This window comes from Ruegeria sp. HKCCA0235A (genome assembly GCF_013033235.1).
In the GTDB taxonomy this organism is placed as follows: domain Bacteria; phylum Pseudomonadota; class Alphaproteobacteria; order Rhodobacterales; family Rhodobacteraceae; genus Ruegeria.
In genome coordinates this window covers 218,745-233,872 of record NZ_WQDQ01000007.1, presented here as the reverse complement: position 1 = coordinate 233,872, position 15,128 = coordinate 218,745, and the positions used below count along the sequence as shown (strand labels likewise).

The 15,128-nt window shown below is 58.7% G+C and carries 15 protein-coding genes; 13 read left to right on the top strand and 2 right to left on the bottom strand.

Annotated elements, in window-relative coordinates:
• The first annotated feature begins 8 nt into the window (after positions 1–8).
• The 6 genes from ugpA to rpsD all read left to right on the top strand — a co-directional run bounded on the left by ugpA (position 9) and on the right by rpsD (position 5,510).
• On the top strand, positions 9–890 hold the full coding sequence (gene ugpA, locus GOW56_RS14115) for a sn-glycerol-3-phosphate ABC transporter permease UgpA (protein WP_152459032.1): 882 nt from the start codon (positions 9–11) through the stop codon (positions 888–890).
• Between the two features lie 20 nt (positions 891–910).
• Positions 911–1,747: a sn-glycerol-3-phosphate ABC transporter permease UgpE gene (gene ugpE / locus GOW56_RS14110; RefSeq protein WP_152459916.1), complete on the top strand. Its 837-nt coding sequence runs from the start codon at positions 911–913 to the stop codon at positions 1,745–1,747.
• 3 nt (positions 1,748–1,750) lie between these two features.
• On the top strand, positions 1,751–2,806 hold the full coding sequence (locus GOW56_RS14105) for a sn-glycerol-3-phosphate import ATP-binding protein UgpC (protein ID WP_171206282.1): 1,056 nt from the start codon (positions 1,751–1,753) through the stop codon (positions 2,804–2,806).
• Positions 2,806–3,753: a glycerophosphodiester phosphodiesterase family protein gene (locus tag GOW56_RS14100; protein WP_254447227.1), complete on the top strand. Its 948-nt coding sequence runs from the start codon at positions 2,806–2,808 to the stop codon at positions 3,751–3,753. Before GOW56_RS14105 ends, GOW56_RS14100 begins: the two co-directional genes overlap by 1 nt.
• A 359-nt stretch (positions 3,754–4,112) precedes the next feature.
• On the top strand, positions 4,113–4,649 hold the full coding sequence (locus GOW56_RS14095; protein ID WP_171206281.1) for a hypothetical protein: 537 nt from the start codon (positions 4,113–4,115) through the stop codon (positions 4,647–4,649).
• A 240-nt stretch (positions 4,650–4,889) separates the two neighbouring features.
• Positions 4,890–5,510 (top strand): 30S ribosomal protein S4, encoded by a 621-nt coding sequence (rpsD, locus tag GOW56_RS14090; RefSeq protein WP_152459028.1) that lies wholly within the window; start codon positions 4,890–4,892, stop codon positions 5,508–5,510.
• A gap of 146 nt (positions 5,511–5,656) precedes the next feature.
• On the opposite strand, the gene GOW56_RS14085 is transcribed toward rpsD, so the two are convergent.
• The gene (locus GOW56_RS14085) at positions 5,657–6,118 is read right to left on the bottom strand and encodes an Lrp/AsnC family transcriptional regulator (protein ID WP_152459027.1); all 462 of its coding nucleotides are present in this window, start codon (positions 6,116–6,118) and stop codon (positions 5,657–5,659) included.
• A gap of 102 nt (positions 6,119–6,220) precedes the next feature.
• Here GOW56_RS14085 and GOW56_RS14080 point away from each other — a divergent pair, with 102 nt between their 5' ends.
• The 4 genes from GOW56_RS14080 (at position 6,221) to GOW56_RS14065 (ending at position 10,533) form a co-directional block, all read left to right on the top strand.
• Complete coding sequence (locus GOW56_RS14080; RefSeq protein WP_171206280.1) at positions 6,221–7,636, top strand: aminotransferase class V-fold PLP-dependent enzyme; 1,416 nt, start codon at positions 6,221–6,223, stop codon at positions 7,634–7,636.
• Between the two features lie 64 nt (positions 7,637–7,700).
• Complete coding sequence (gene hisC, locus GOW56_RS14075; protein WP_171206279.1) at positions 7,701–8,786, top strand: histidinol-phosphate transaminase; 1,086 nt, start codon at positions 7,701–7,703, stop codon at positions 8,784–8,786.
• Positions 8,783–9,703 (top strand): prephenate/arogenate dehydrogenase family protein, encoded by a 921-nt coding sequence (locus GOW56_RS14070; RefSeq protein ID WP_171206278.1) that lies wholly within the window; start codon positions 8,783–8,785, stop codon positions 9,701–9,703. Before hisC ends, GOW56_RS14070 begins: the two co-directional genes overlap by 4 nt.
• The gene (locus GOW56_RS14065) at positions 9,700–10,533 is read left to right on the top strand and encodes an extensin family protein (protein ID WP_171118833.1); all 834 of its coding nucleotides are present in this window, start codon (positions 9,700–9,702) and stop codon (positions 10,531–10,533) included. The genes GOW56_RS14070 and GOW56_RS14065 overlap by 4 nt, the downstream gene beginning before the upstream one ends.
• On the opposite strand, the gene GOW56_RS14060 is transcribed toward GOW56_RS14065, so the two are convergent.
• A complete protein-coding gene (locus GOW56_RS14060) occupies positions 10,530–11,528 on the bottom strand; it encodes a DUF2125 domain-containing protein (protein ID WP_171206277.1) in 999 nt (332 codons plus the stop codon). The two genes, GOW56_RS14065 and GOW56_RS14060, sit on opposite strands and share 4 nt — an antisense overlap.
• A gap of 66 nt (positions 11,529–11,594) precedes the next feature.
• On the opposite strand from GOW56_RS14060, the gene GOW56_RS14055 reads away from it, so the two are divergent.
• The 3 genes from GOW56_RS14055 (at position 11,595) to GOW56_RS14045 (ending at position 15,119) form a co-directional block, all read left to right on the top strand.
• Complete coding sequence (locus GOW56_RS14055; protein ID WP_152459021.1) at positions 11,595–12,125, top strand: gamma-glutamylcyclotransferase; 531 nt, start codon at positions 11,595–11,597, stop codon at positions 12,123–12,125.
• Between the two features lie 69 nt (positions 12,126–12,194).
• Positions 12,195–13,373, top strand: coding sequence for a biopolymer transporter ExbB (locus GOW56_RS14050; protein ID WP_171168959.1), 1,179 nt, complete (start codon positions 12,195–12,197; stop codon positions 13,371–13,373).
• Between the two features lie 3 nt (positions 13,374–13,376).
• Positions 13,377–15,119 (top strand): peptidoglycan -binding protein, encoded by a 1,743-nt coding sequence (locus GOW56_RS14045; RefSeq protein ID WP_171206276.1) that lies wholly within the window; start codon positions 13,377–13,379, stop codon positions 15,117–15,119.
• Positions 15,120–15,128 lie beyond the last annotated feature (9 nt).

The window sequence follows — 15,128 nt, the reverse complement described above, 5'->3', positions numbered from 1 at the left end:
TTTTCAGGATGGAAAAACGCGTCACCTTTCGCGGCTGGCTGTTGCCATTGGCGTTGATCGCCCCTCAGGTCATCATTTCCGCTGTTTTCTTTTTCTACCCCGCCGGTCAGGCCATATGGCAGTCGCTGTTCATACCTGACCCGTTCGGGCTGTCGTCCCAGTTCGTGGGGCTCGGCAATTTTGAATTCCTGCTGAGTGACAAGTTTTATCGCGCCTCTTTCGTGACGACGGCGGTGTTTTCCACGCTGGTCACGTTGTGCTCGATGATCCCTGCCTTGTTTCTTGCGGTCATTGCGGATCGATTGATCAAAGGGTCCGGGGTCTATCGGACGTTGCTGATCTGGCCCTACGCTGTTGCCCCTGCGGTTGCGGGCGTTCTGTGGCTGTTCATGTTCAACACGCGCGTCGGCGTCGTGTCATGGTATCTTGGTCAGCTCGGATATGACTGGAACCACGTTCTGAACGGCACCGAAGCCATGGGGCTGGTGGTCGTTGCTTCGGCCTGGGGGCGCATAAGCTATAACTTCCTGTTCTTTTTCGCTGCCCTGCAATCCGTTCCAAGATCCGTGATCGAGGCGGCGGCGATTGACGGCGCGCATTTCTGGCGCCGATTCTTCACGATCGTGCTGCCGCTGCTGTCGCCGACGGCGTTCTTCTTGCTGGTGGTGAACGTCGTTTACGCCTTCTTCGAAACCTTTGGCGTGATCCACACGATCACCGGCGGCGGGCCGCAACAGTCGACGACAATCCTTGTCTACAAGGTATTCTCGGACGGATTTGTGGGGCAGGACCTCGGCTCGTCTTCGGCGCAATCGGTCATCTTGCTGATCGTCGTGGGCCTGTTGACGGTCATCCAGTTCAAATACGTGGAAAAGAGGGTGCATTACTGATGGCGGCCCAACAACACGGAATGGTCGAAAAACGCGGCGCGGGCATCTGGTTGTCCCATGCCCTCATGATCCTCGGTGTCCTGATCATATTTTTCCCGATATGGCTTGCCTTCGTGGCTTCGACCGTGACCCAGGCCGAGATCGTCTCGCCACCGATGCCTGTCGTGCCCGGCGATCAGTTCTGGGTGAACTACAAGGCGGCGCTTTTCTCGGGGGTAAATGTGCCCGTTGCCACGATGCTGTTCAACAGTCTGGTGATGGCAATCGGAATTGCAGTCGGCAAAATCATCATCTCACTGCTGTCGGCTTTCGCGATCGTCTATTTCCGCTTTCCCGGACGAACGACGTTCTTCTGGCTGATCTTCCTGACGCTGATGCTGCCGGTCGAAGTCCGCATCGTTCCGACGTTCGAAGTTGTCGCTGGGTTCGGTATGCTCAACAGCTATTACGGGCTGATCTTTCCCCTGATCGCCTCGGCCACGGCAACCTTCCTGTTCCGTCAGTTCTTTCTGACCATCCCCGATGAGCTTGCCGAGGCAGCCCGGGTCGACGGCGCGCGACCGATGCGGTTTTTCATCGATATCGTCGTCCCCATGAGCCGGACCAACATCGCCGCACTGTTCGTGATCCTGTTCATCTATGGGTGGAACCAATATCTTTGGCCGCTGCTGATCACGACCGATCCCGAAATGAATACCATCGTGATGGGTATCAAGCAGATGTTCCCGTCCGGTGACGACTTTGCGCATTGGCCGACGATCATGGCGACGTCCATTCTGGCCATGATCCCGCCGGTCATCGTGGTGGTGTCGATGCAAAAGCTCTTTGTCCGTGGCCTTGTCGATAGCGAGAAGTAAGAAATGGCAACAGTTACTCTAGAGAATGTCAAAAAGAGCTTTGGCCCGACGGATGTGATCCACGGCGTTGATGTCGATATCGCCGATGGAGAGTTCATCGTGATCGTCGGCCCGTCAGGCTGCGGCAAGTCCACATTGTTGCGGATGGTGGCGGGGTTGGAAACGGTCACGTCCGGGGAGATCCGGATCGGCGGTGAACGCGCCAATGACAAAGAGCCCATGGATCGCGACATCGCCATGGTGTTCCAGAACTACGCGCTCTACCCACATATGTCAGTGCGTCAGAACATGGGGTATGGCCTCAAGATCGCGGGGCTGCCCAAGGCTCAGATCGATCAAAAGGTGACCCAGGCGGCTAAGCTGTTGCAGCTTGAACCTTTGCTGGATCGCAAACCCAGGCAGTTGTCCGGCGGTCAGCGCCAGAGGGTGGCGATGGGCCGGGCCATTGTCCGCGAGCCCGCCGTTTTCCTGTTTGACGAGCCGCTCTCGAACCTCGATGCCAAGCTTCGTGTTCAGATGCGTCTGGAAATACGCGAACTTCAGGAAAAACTTGGGATCACGTCACTTTACGTCACGCATGACCAGGTCGAAGCAATGACGATGGCGGACAGGATGATCGTGATGAACGGCGGCATCGCCGAACAGATCGGCACGCCGCTCGAGGTCTATGAAACTCCACAAACGCTGTTTGCCGCGCAATTCATCGGCAGCCCGGCAATGAACATATTCGAAGCACGGCGCGAAAACGGGGCGGTCAAGATCGGAGAAATCGAAGTCGGCCCCTCTGGGGGTCCGGACTGCGCCGTGAAGCTTGGCATAAGACCAGAGCATCTGTTGTCGGATGACAATGGCCCGCTTGAAGCCGCGATTCAGATGGCTGAACCGCTTGGGGCCAACACGTTGCTGCACGGTCACCTGTCGGGCTCTGAAAGCGCGATCACGGCAAGCCTTCCCGGCGTCCACCCGATCGAAGGACGCCATCCGATTATGCGGTTCTCGGTGGCACCGGAGAACATGCATTTGTTTGACCGCGCGACAGGCAAAAGGCTGGAAGGCTGATGGCGTTTCAACAGGTTGAGGCCTTTCGCGGCGGGGAGAACCTGATCCGGGTCGTGGGGCATCGTGGGGCACGGGGCGTGTTGCCTGAAAACAGCATGATCGGCTTTGATTTTTCACTTTCCATTGGCGTCCCGCTTCTTGAATTTGACGTTGTCCTGACAGCCGATGATGTGCCGGTCATTACGCACAATCATCGCCTGCATTCGGCCAGTTTCCGCGATGGCAATGGCCTGTTTCTGACCGGGGAAGAGCCGAAAGTATCCTCGCTGACTTACGAACAGATCCGACAATTTGATATCGGGCGTCTGGACGGCCATTCCGCCTATGGTCAACGCTTCCCGGATCAGGCGCAAATAGACGATGTTCGTGTTCCAAGCCTGTTGGATCTGCTCGATCTGGTCGATGACCCGAAATACCGTGATGCCCATCTGATGCTCGAGCTGAAGTCGGACCCCGACTTGGCCCATGATGCACTTTACCGAGAGAACTTTGTCCGCAGAGTACTTCGGGATGTTCGCGGCAAGGGTTTATCTTCGCGCGCGGTGCTTCACAGTTTTGATTGGAACCTGTTGGCGGAGTGTCAGAGGCAAGCCCCGGATATGCCTTCATCCTACCTGACGCAACTTCCGGACAATGCCGACGATGTTGGCGAGGATTCCTCAAAATCCGTTTGCCCGGACTTTCGTGGCCGTCGCGACGAAATTCCAAACTTGGTAAAGCAGGCTGGCGGTTCGCTTTGGTGCCCGTACTTTGCGGATGTAACGCCTGAAAACGTCACGCGCGCAAAAGAGCTGGGCTTGTGCGTCGTCGTGTGGACAGTCAACGAACATGAAGATATCGGCAGGATGATCGATCTGGGCGTAGACGCAATCGTATCCGACTATCCCGGGCGGGTTCAAAGACAATTGTCGGAGTCAGGCTTCCGTTGGGCCGTAGCGCACCGGTGATCCCGGGACCCCGAGGGTGACGTGGATGAATTTCTTGCGCCATTTGAAAATTGAATCAAACAAAGGCCCTTCAGCCCGTTGACGCTCAGGACCCGCGTGTTTTTGCGGCCTGATTGATGAGAGCCTTTGCTCAGGAAACCGTTCTTGGGCGCGCGGCTGACGGAAATCCGGAACACTGCCCCCATTGCTCTGAGCGTTGTACCCGCAGTTGTCGGAACCGCGTTCCACACGTTCTCCGATGAATTGGAATTGATATCTGGCATCGGTTTCGGCCATCGCTGACCACAACCGTCATCGACGGGCCGTCACCCCTGACGGATGGCGCCAAATATTGAGTCACATTAACAACAATCTTGTGATTGCTGCAGTTCTGTCTCTTTTCCGCCGGAATTTGTGCTGATAAGGATAAAATTAAGTGTTGGGGTGTTGTAAGTGCGAGTGGGCAGATGAGAGCCGGAACAAACGGTCAAATAGCTATATCCTGGTGTCAGACGGAAATTGACGGGCTTGAAGATGCTCCTCTTTCCTGTTTGGCGATCGGATCGGCATGGTCATGGCGTGGTCAAGCAATCGTCATGAGCGAGGCTGCCGAACAAAGCATCGAAAAAATAGGAAATGTCGGGGGCGTTGCCAGCCAGGTGAACAGCCACTTTCCAATTGTCCGTGACATTCCAGGCCACGTGGCCGGAGCCCTTACCCTTACCAATGGTGCGCAGAAGTTCTCTGCCAAGCTTGTTGCCGATGGCAACGATACGTCGCGGGCTCTCGTGTTCGAAGGCGCTTGCCCGCCACGGGACGAAGAGTTCTGGATTGTTGAAGTGACCGAGCTTGCGATGATCCCAAACCCCGCCGCGAAAAGCAGCGCGACGGTAGTTTCTTTCCCGACCTCAAACTAAGTTTTCAAGGTGCCGCCAGACGGTTTCGGCGCGCTGCCGGGTTCGCTGGCTGTCTGCCCTGATCGTTTTTCTGAACTTTGCGGAATGCTGTGTTGACTCCGCCAGCATTGCGGATATAAGCGCGGCTTCATTGGTGTTGGTGGCCCCCGCAAGGGGATGCCTGTCATGGGGGAGACCTCAAGAGGACAACGCCCTTCATAGTGGCCCGTCAGGGCTTCGACCTAACGAAGGAGATCAGCCGTGACCAAACGCACGTCTGCCAAGTACAAAATCGACCGCCGGATGGGCGAAAACATCTGGGGTCGTCCGAAATCCCCGGTCAACCGTCGCGAATACGGCCCCGGCCAGCATGGCCAGCGCCGCAAGGGCAAACTGTCGGACTTCGGTCTTCAGCTGCGGGCCAAGCAGAAGCTGAAAGGCTACTACGGCGACCTGACCGAGAAGCAGTTCCGCCGCATCTACGCCGAAGCCGAGCGTGTGAAGGGCGACACCGGTGAAAACCTGATCGGCCTGCTGGAGCGCCGCCTGGACGCTGTGGTCTACCGCGCCAAGTTTGTCGCAACTGTTTTTGCCGCACGCCAGTTCGTGAACCACGGCCACGTCAAAGTGAACGGCAAGCGTGTAAACATCCCGTCCTACCGCGTCAAAGAAGGTGACGTGATTGAGGTACGTGACAAATCCAAACAACTGGCTGTTGTCTTGGAAGCCGTTGCGCTGGCCGAGCGTGACGTTCCTGACTACATCGACGCCGACCACTCGAAAATGACCGCGACGTTCGTGCGCGCGCCGGGCCTCAGCGATGTGCCTTACCCGGTCGTCATGGAACCGAACCTGGTCGTCGAATTCTACGCGAAGAACTGATCTTCGCCGCAATCGAATTCTGAAAGGCCGCGCTTTTGGCGCGGTCTTTTTTTATGGTTTGCCCATAGCGAAGCCGTCATCGCGACATTGCCCGCGACTCCTTAGGGTGTTTTTGGGCAAATGTTTTTGGGCAAATGAAGTGCGTGTCAGATCGGCAGGGGCCTGCCTTCGGCGATCGCTTCCATCGCGAAATACGAGGTCACGCTGTCCAGCTCGACCTTTTCGATCAATCGTTGATAGACCTTATCATATGACGACATGTCCTGCGTTACGACTTTCAGCTGATAGTCGTAATCCCCTCCGATCCGATGAAAATCCACCACTTCCGGGATTGTCAGAACATGGCTCCGAAACGCCTGAAGCCACTGGGCAGAGTGGTGTCGGGTGCGGAGCATGACGAAGACCACAAGGCTCAACCCCAGTTCTTCTCGTGCGATGCGGGCCGTGGATCCGATCAGCACACCGTTTTCGTTCAGGGCCTTCAAGCGCCGCCAGCAGGCATTCTGGGACAGGCCAACCCGATCCGCCAATTCCCGCTGTGACAGGGTGGCGTCCTTTTGCAGCTCTTTCAGAATGCGTGTATCAATTTGATCTATTTTTGATGTCATAACTGATCATATGACACAAATTTTTTAAAATCCACGCAAAGATATGTGAAGTTTCCTCGGGCCAGAAATATCACATTGGTATGGCAGTAAGGAGCCAATGTCATGACCCTGTCCAAATTTCGTGCGGAACTCTGTTCCACCGCTCACAATTCAAATCTGCGCGATGGGCTGATCGGCGAGAACGTTCTGATCCCGGGTCTGCTTGGAGACGTGCCGCTTGTCTATGCGGATTACGTCGCTTCGGGCCGCGCGTTGCGGCAGGTCGAGGATTTTGTGGCGCAGGACGTATTGCCGTTTTACGCAAACAGTCACACCGAGGCCTCCTACTGTGGGTCCTACATGACACGTCTGCGCCGCGAAGCGCGAGCGGAAATAGCCCGCATTGTTGGTGCTCGGGAAGAGGACGCGGTGATCTTTACCGGGTCCGGCGCCACTGCGGGGCTCAATCGGTTGGTCAGCCTGCTAGGGGTGGCAGAGGCTGACCAGCCGATTGTCTTGATCGGCCCGTACGAGCATCACTCAAACATTCTGCCGTGGCGCGAAAGCAAGGCACGTGTCATCGAAATCCCCGAGGCCGAGGGCGGTGGTGTGGACCTGCATGCGCTTAAAGCCGCTCTGGAGGCCCATGTGGATGCCGATTTGGTGGTCGGATCCTTTTCTGCCGCGTCCAACGTAACGGGCATTGTCACCGATCCTGATCCGGTCACGCGGATGCTCAAGGCGTATGGTGCCTTGGCCGTTTGGGACTATGCCGGTGGTGGGCCCTACCTGCCGATGGACATGGGGCCCGAAGGGGCCCGAAAGGATGCGATCGTGGTTTCGCCGCACAAGTTTCCCGGTGGCCCGGGCGCGTCAGGTGTTTTGGTTGTGAACCAATCGGCCGTGAAACGGACGTGCCCCAGCTGGCCCGGCGGTGGAACCGTCAGTTTCGTGTCACCGTGGCGGCATGACTACAGCATCGATCTGTCCACCCGGGAAGAGGCCGGGACGCCCAACGTGATCGGAGACATTCGTGCGGCGCTGGCCTTCATCGTCAAGGATGTCGTCGGAACGGACGAAATCGCCCAGCGTGAGGCGCAGTACAATCAAATGGCGCTGGACGGCTGGAAGAACAACCCGAACCTGACCCTGCTTGGGGTCGAGAAAGCGCACCGTCTGCCGATCTTTTCCTTCCTGGTGCGCGACACTGCGGGCCAGCCCGTGCATCAGCAGCTATTCACGCGGATGCTCAGCGATATATACGGCATTCAGGCGCGGGGCGGCTGTGCCTGTGCCGGACCCTACGCCCACCGCTTGCTGGGGATCGATCAGGCAACGTCAGAGGCGCTGCACGCTGCCTTGTCCGCCGGGGAAGAAATGAAAAAACCCGGCTGGGTGCGTCTGAATTTCTCATATCTGATGAGCGAAGAGACGGTTCAGTTCATCATCGACAGCGTCAATGACCTGTCGCACCGGACCGAAGAATTCACGCCTTACTACAACGCTGACCCGGCAACAGCGCGCTTCAAGGCCGCATGAGGGAATTGCCGCTTTTCTCAACCCTTTGAGACAGGTATGAGAGGCCCATTCAACGGAGCCTCTCATGACCAAGATCACCCCACAACCCGGCATTATGGACATCGCGCTGTATCAGGGCGGCCAGTCGCATGTGGCGGGAGTGGAGCATGTGATCAAGCTGAGCTCGAACGAGAACCCGTTTGGACCCAGTCCCAAGGCCATAGAGGCGGTGCGCGACAGCGCGGCCACTCTGCATCGTTATCCCAGCACCGACCACGCGAGCCTGCGCGCGGCCATCGGCGCACGCCATGGGCTGGACCCTGCGCGGATCATCTGCGGTGTCGGCAGCGACGAGGTATTGCAATTCGTCGCCCAGGCCTACGCGGGGCCGGGGGACGAGGTGATCTATACCGAGCACGGGTTTTCCATGTACCCGATCATCGCCCGCATGGCCGGCGCGACGCCGGTCATGGTGGCCGAAAGTGACCGCAAGGTGGATGTGGATGCCATTCTCGCCGCAGTGACGGGGCAGACGCGGATCGTGTTTGTCACCAACCCCGGGAATCCAACTTCGACCATGATCCCGAACGACGAACTGGAACGTCTGGCGTTGGGTCTGCCCGACGCCTGCCTGATGGTTCTTGATGGCGCTTATGCGGAGTTTGTCGATGGGTTCGATGGCGGGGCGTCGCTGGTTGACGCCCATGAGAATGTAATCATGACGCGCACCTTCTCAAAGGTGTACGGGCTGGGCGGAATGCGTGTCGGATGGGGCTATGCGCACCGCCCGATCATCGACGTGCTGAACCGGGTGCGCCAGCCCTTCAACCTGTCAATGACCGCATTGGCGGCGGCTGAAGCTGCGGTAAACGATGTGGAATTCCTGACCTTCTGTCAGGCCGAAAACGCGCGCCTTCGTGTGTGGCTGGCCGATCAATTGGCCAAGACAGGCGTGCCGTCGGACCCGTCCTGCACCAACTTCATCCTAGCGCGTTTCGCCGATCAGGCCGAGGCCGAGGCCTGCGATGACTACCTGAAAACGCAGGGTTTGATTGTCCGCCGGGTTGCAGGCTACAACCTGCCGAACGCCTTGCGGATCACCGTGGGCGACGAAGAAGCCTGCCGCCGTGTGGTTGCGGCGATCACTGCATTCAAAGAGGGCGCAGCATGAGCCAGATTTACGACCGCGTTGCGCTGATCGGGCTGGGCCTGATTGCTTCGTCCATGTTCTGGGCGATGAAACGTGCAGGGCTGGCCGGGGAAGTGACGGGTTATGCCCGGTCTGAAAAGTCCCGTGAAACCGCGCGCAGGATCGGATTGTGTGACCGTGTTTGCGACACGGCACGCGAGGCGGTCGAAGGCGCCGATCTTGTCGTGCTCTGCGTGCCTGTGGGGGCTATGGGCGCAGTTGCAAAAGAGATTGCATCCGTGCTGAAACCCGGTGCCACCGTTTCGGATGTGGGTTCGGTCAAGCGGGGCGTCATTCGGGCGGTGCAACCGCATATCCCCGACGGTGTGCATTTCGTCCCCGCGCATCCTTTGGCAGGGACCGAGCATTCCGGCCCTGAATCCGGGTTTGCCGAACTCTTTGACAATCGCTGGTGCCTGTTGGTCCCGGTCGAGGGTTCGGACCCGGATGCCATTGCCCGCCTGCGCGCGCTTTGGGAGGGTATGGGGTCGAATGTCGATGAGATGGATGCGGATCATCACGATCTGGTCCTCGCCGTAACGTCCCATGCGCCGCACCTGATTGCCTACACGATGGTTGGCGTGGCCGACGATCTGCGACGGGTAACCGACAGCGAAGTCATCAAATATTCGGCCGCCGGCTTCCGCGACTTCACCCGGATTGCCGCGTCCGACCCGACCATGTGGCGGGATGTGTTCCTGTCCAACAAGGATGCGACGCTGGAAATCCTGGGCCGGTTCACCGAAGAGCTTTTTGCCCTGCAACGCGCCATACGCACCGGCGACGGCGATCATTTGTTTGACTACTTCACCCGCACCCGTGCTATTCGTCGCGGCATCATCGATGCCGGGCAGGATACGGATGCGCCGGACTTTGGGCGGGGAAAGGCAAGTTCATGAAACTGCGCTGGGGGCATATTCTGATCGGGGTCGTGGCTTTGAGCGCCGCGCCGGTTCAGGCCGCGCCCCTTGACCAGTCTTTGGTGCCCCTCATGCGCCCTTTGACTGTTCAGCAGGCTGTCAGCGCGCCTGCCCCTTCTGACATTGCCAACCTGCGTCCGGTTTCGCGTCCGGTTTCCCCGCAAGTCACCGCTGCGGCGGCGCGCCCGTCGGAACTGCCGCTTCTGGGGCCGGACACGTCCTTGATGCCTTATTTGCGGCCCGAGTCTGTCGAACAGCAGGTGTTGTTCAAAAGGCGCAAGCTGCGCAAAGGGTCTGTTTGCGGGGATATTGCCATTCAAGGCAAACCTGTTGGCCGTGTGGGCAGCAAGAATTCAGCCTGCGGTGTCAAGGATGCGGTGCAGATCACCTCGGTTTCGGGTGTGATGCTCAGCCGCCCCTCGACGATGGATTGCGGCACCGCCATTGCGTTGAACAAGTGGGTCGACAAGACCGTCAAACCCACCTTCAAACGCCGCGGACCCGTGGTCGAGTTGCAAATCGCCGCCCATTATGCCTGCCGAACCCGCAACAACCGTAAAGGCGCGCGGATATCCGAACATGGCAAGGGTCGTGCGATCGATATCTCAGGTTTCAAAATGGCTGACGGTGAGGTGGTGACCGTCCTGAACGGGTGGCGCAAGAACCCTTCTCAGAAACAGCTCAAGAAGATCTGGCGCGGGGCGTGCGGCCCGTTTGGCACCGTGCTGGGGCCGAATTCCGATCGCTATCACAAGGATCATTTCCACCTTGATACGGCCCGCTATCGCAGCGGACCCTACTGCCGTTAACGCAGGATCAGGCGCGGGGCAGGGCCCAAAGGCAGCGGCCCGAGCGCCACGAAACCATCGCGGAAATTCAGTTGCAGATCCAGCGCGTTGGGGTTTCCGCCCAGCCCTGCCAGAAAGTTCAGCCCTCGGGTGACGGGATCTACGGCCTGATCGGGCAGGGCACCCGCCGCGTTTGCCATTGCGATCATATCCCGCCAGTTTTCGGCTTTGACGGCAATCTCTCCAGTCGGGATACCTTGGGCGTCCACATCCAGATCGCCTGTCGCGAACAGGCGCAGCTCACCCCATTTGATCTCGGCCAGACGCAGATCGATGGCCACGGGCTGCGGACGGCTGTCTTCGAGGGCGGACCGGCTCCAAACCTTGTCGAAAATGGTGACCATATCCAGTTCCAGCGTCTCAAAGCTCTGCGGTAACGAACTTGCGGAATGCATCAGGGCTCGCAGTTTTTCCCCCGGTGTAAACCCATCCGCGCGGGCCGTGATGGAATAGGCTTCTGAAATTGGCGTTTGTTCCATGATCAGGCTCAGCGTGTCACCCGAGGCCAGCTTGGTGGAGTTTTCCGTCACCGACCAGGCTCCGGCCGTCAAAGCCATTTTCTCCAGCACGAGCGAGACGCCGGGCTGCAATTGCAGCTCGGCAAGCAATTCGTCGGCCACAATTGTTGATGTCTGGTCGAAATATGACAGGCGTTGCGGTGTGTCCGCGAACCGCAATATCTGACGACCGGGCCAGATGGCGGGGCTTTTGAATTCGATCCAATCCGCGCTCCATGCCGTGCCGTTCACCGGATCCGCCAGCGCCGGATTGTTCAGACGGGTCATGTGGTGGGTCGGATAGCCCGCTGTCGCGACATTCGAGAAATCCGCTTGCCAGCCGCGCGCCTCCTGCTGTTCGAACCAGCCAGTGATCGCAGAGCGCAGACCATATCCGGCCACGAACCAATAGGCGCTCCATGCCAGGGAAACAAAAATCAACACTCGTATCAGACGCATTCGAAAGGCCCTTTTTCCCGCCTTGGAATTGATGTTTATAGGCCGAAACAGGCAAGGACCAGTGCAATGACGATGTGGGTATTCGGATATGGATCACTGCTGTGGAATCCGGGCTTTCCGGTGGCACGCAGTGAACGCGCGACACTTCATGGTTATTCCCGGTCCTTCTGCATGAGCTCGATCCACCATCGCGGGACCGAAGAAAAACCCGGCCTGGTGCTGGCACTGGACGAACAGGAGAACGCAAGTTGCACCGGTTTGGCCCTTGCGGTCGAGGCGGGTCACGAAGACCGTACGCTGCACGAGCTGCGCGAGCGCGAGCTGATTTCCTCGGCCTATGTTGAACGTATGCTGGATGTGCACCTGGAAAACGGCGAAATCGTCAATGCCGTTACCTATGTGATCGATGCCGACCACGTCCAGTATTGCGGCGGGATGCCGTTGGAGGAACAGGCCCGGATCATCGCCCATGCGGTTGGCGGGCGCGGTCCGAATGACGAATATCTTTACAACACCGTAGAACATCTGGCCGAGATCGGGCTGCGTGACCATGATCTTGAGTGGTTGGCGCAACGGGTGCGCGACATCACCGCATAAACTCTTGGCGTCACGCGCGGAATCCCGCTAGATTCGACGCAAAGCAGGCAAATACCGGGAACCACGCGCATGGCGCAGGCACATCAGGGCGCGAGACCCCATTTCTCGCATCCAATTCGACAAATTCTGTTGATGTTGATGGCGATCGGCCTGTCCGGGCTGGGGGTGTTTCTGGCGCTTCCATACGTTTTGCCGGTTTTTTATGCCAATCCGTATCTAAATGGCTTCATCCTGATTGTGTTCTTTATCGGCGTCTTCGCCTGTTTTTATCAGGTTACGCAGCTGATCGGGTCCGTGCGCTGGATCGAGGCCTTTGTCGGTGGTGTTGTTCGCGAAGATGCGCGCACACCACAGTTGCTGGCGCCTTTGGCATCGCTGCTGCGCGAGCGAGGCGCGCGCTCACAGATCAGTTCCACCTCTACCCGGTCTATTCTGGATTCCGTGGCCGAGCGTGTCGAAGAAGAACGTGAAATCACGCGTTATATAACCAACGTTCTGATCTATCTGGGTCTGCTGGGTACATTCTTTGGCCTGGCGACAACCGTTCCAGCCATTGTCGACACCATCCGCAGCCTGAACCCGCAGGAAGGCGAAGAGGGGCTGGCCGTCTTCAATCGCCTGATGACGGGCCTCGAGGCGCAGTTGCAAGGGATGGGTGTTGCGTTCGGGTCCTCTCTGCTGGGCTTGGCGGGATCGCTGATTGTTGGTTTGCTCGAAGTGTTTGCCGGGCACGGGCAGAACCGCTTTTATCGCGAGCTCGAAGAATGGTTGTCCTCGATCACCCGCGTCGGATTTGCCGGTGGTGAAGAGGGTGGAGCAGAGATCGCCGTACTGACACCTGTGCTGGATGCCATGTCCGAACAGATGGATGCGTTGCAGGATCTGTTTGCCGCTCAGGAAAGCGAGCGGGCTGAGGTTTCGGCCAAGCTGGGGCAACTGGTCGATGTGATTGCCGAGATGAACAATCGCCAGGCCAATACCGAAAGCGTCACTTCGGCTCTGGAGCGTGTCGCGCTGGGGCAGGATGCGTTGCTTGACCACATGCGCGAACACGGTGCAGGCGATGGAATCGACGCCGAAAGCCGGATGCGCCTGCGCTCGATGGACGTGCAGTTGCTGCGCATTCTCGAAGAGATTTCGGCGGGTCGTCAGGAAAGCATGAACGAATTCCGCAAGGATATCGAACTGCTGGTCAAGGCCCTGACCCTGCCTCGAGGCGCGGTGCGCACCACGCCGGAAGGAGAGTAACCCATGGCGCTGTCCCGCCGCACCGGTCAACGCTTCCAGGGCTCGGTCTGGCCCGGATTCGTGGACGCGATGACCGGGCTGTTGATGGTGCTGACATTCGTTCTGACCATTTTCATGGTGATTCAGTTTGTTCTGCGCGAAACTATTTCGGGGCAGGAAGACGAACTGACGACACTGGCAGACGAAGTTGCCGCGCTTGCGGGCGCGCTTGGTTTGGAAGAGCGTGAAAACAGCCGCTTGCAGGCAAGGCTGGGTGCGTTGAACACGACGCTGTCGCAGGCCGAAGACGATCTGGCGCAAGCGCAGTCGCTGATCGCCTCACTGACCACCGAACGCGACCGTCAGGCCGCCGCGCTGGATCAGGCGCAGACCCGTATCACGAATTTCGAAGCACAGGTTGCGGCGCTGCTTGCCGAGCAGGAACAGGCTTTGGGCGACATCGCAGCGCTTGAGACTGAGCGCGAGCAATTGCTGACGGAAAAAGAGGCGCTGAACCTTGCCCTTGCACAAAGTCGCGAGGAAATCGATGCGCAGACGGAAGCGGCCCGATTGGCAGCCGCCCGCCGCGAGGCGCTGGAAGCAATGGTTGCGGATCTGGAGCAAAGCGACAAGGAACGCGCGGCGGAAATTGCCACTCTTGAACAGCAACTGAGCGATGAAGAAGCCGCCCGCCTGGTCGAAGCCGCTGCTGCCGAGGCATTGCGAAACCGTCTTCAGGATGCGGATGCCGAACTGACGGCCATGACGCTCGCGTTGGAGGCACAACGCAAAGAGGCCGAAGACACGCTGACTCTTCTGGCCGCCGCGCAAGCCGCGCGGGCTGAGCTTGAGCGACAATTCGGCGACGTGAATCCTGATGAATTGCGCGCCCAGCTTGAAGCCGCCCTGGAGGCGCAAACGCAAGCGCAGGCGGATGCTGATGAACAACGCACCTTGGCCGAACAAAGGCAGGCCTTGCTGGCTCTGGCCGAATCGACATTGTCAGAAGAGAAAGAAATCTCAGCCGAGGCCCAGCGTGAGGCGGCACTTCTCAACCAGCAGATTGCCGCCCTGCGCGGGCAGTTGGGGTCATTGCAGGCCCTGTTGGATGATTTCGAAGAGCGCAACGAGGCCGCCGAAATCCAAATCCAGACTTTGGGTCAGGACCTGAATGCCGCGCTGGCCCGTGCCGCTTCGGAAGAACGCCGCCGCCGCCTGCTGGAAGAAGCCGAACGCCTGCGTCTCGAGGCCGAGGCCGAAGCACTGGCCGGTCAGAATGAGGAACTGGCAGCGCAGGCGGAAGATCTGCAACGTTATCGTTCGGAATTTTTCGGACGTCTTCGGGATGTCCTTGGCGATCAGGAAGGCGTGCGGATTGAAGGCGACCGTTTTGTCTTTTCGTCCGAGGTTTTGTTTCCGACAGGATCAGCCGTGCTGTCCGCGGAAGGGCAGCAGGAGGTTGCGAAAGTTGCCAACATCCTGCGCAGTGTCGCCGCCGAAATTCCACCCGGTCTGAACTGGGTGATCCGGGTCGACGGCCACACCGACAACGTTCCGCTGGCCGGTTCAGGCCGATACCGGGACAACTGGGAACTCAGCCAGGGTCGCGCGTTGTCTGTCGTGCGCTATATGGTCGACGCGCTGGGCATCCCGCCCAATCGTCTGGCAGCAAACGGGTTTGGTGAATTCCAGCCAGTCAATCCGGCTGACACGCCCGAAGCGCGGGCACAGAACCGCCGGATCGAGCTGAAACTCACGGAAAGATAGCAAAACCCA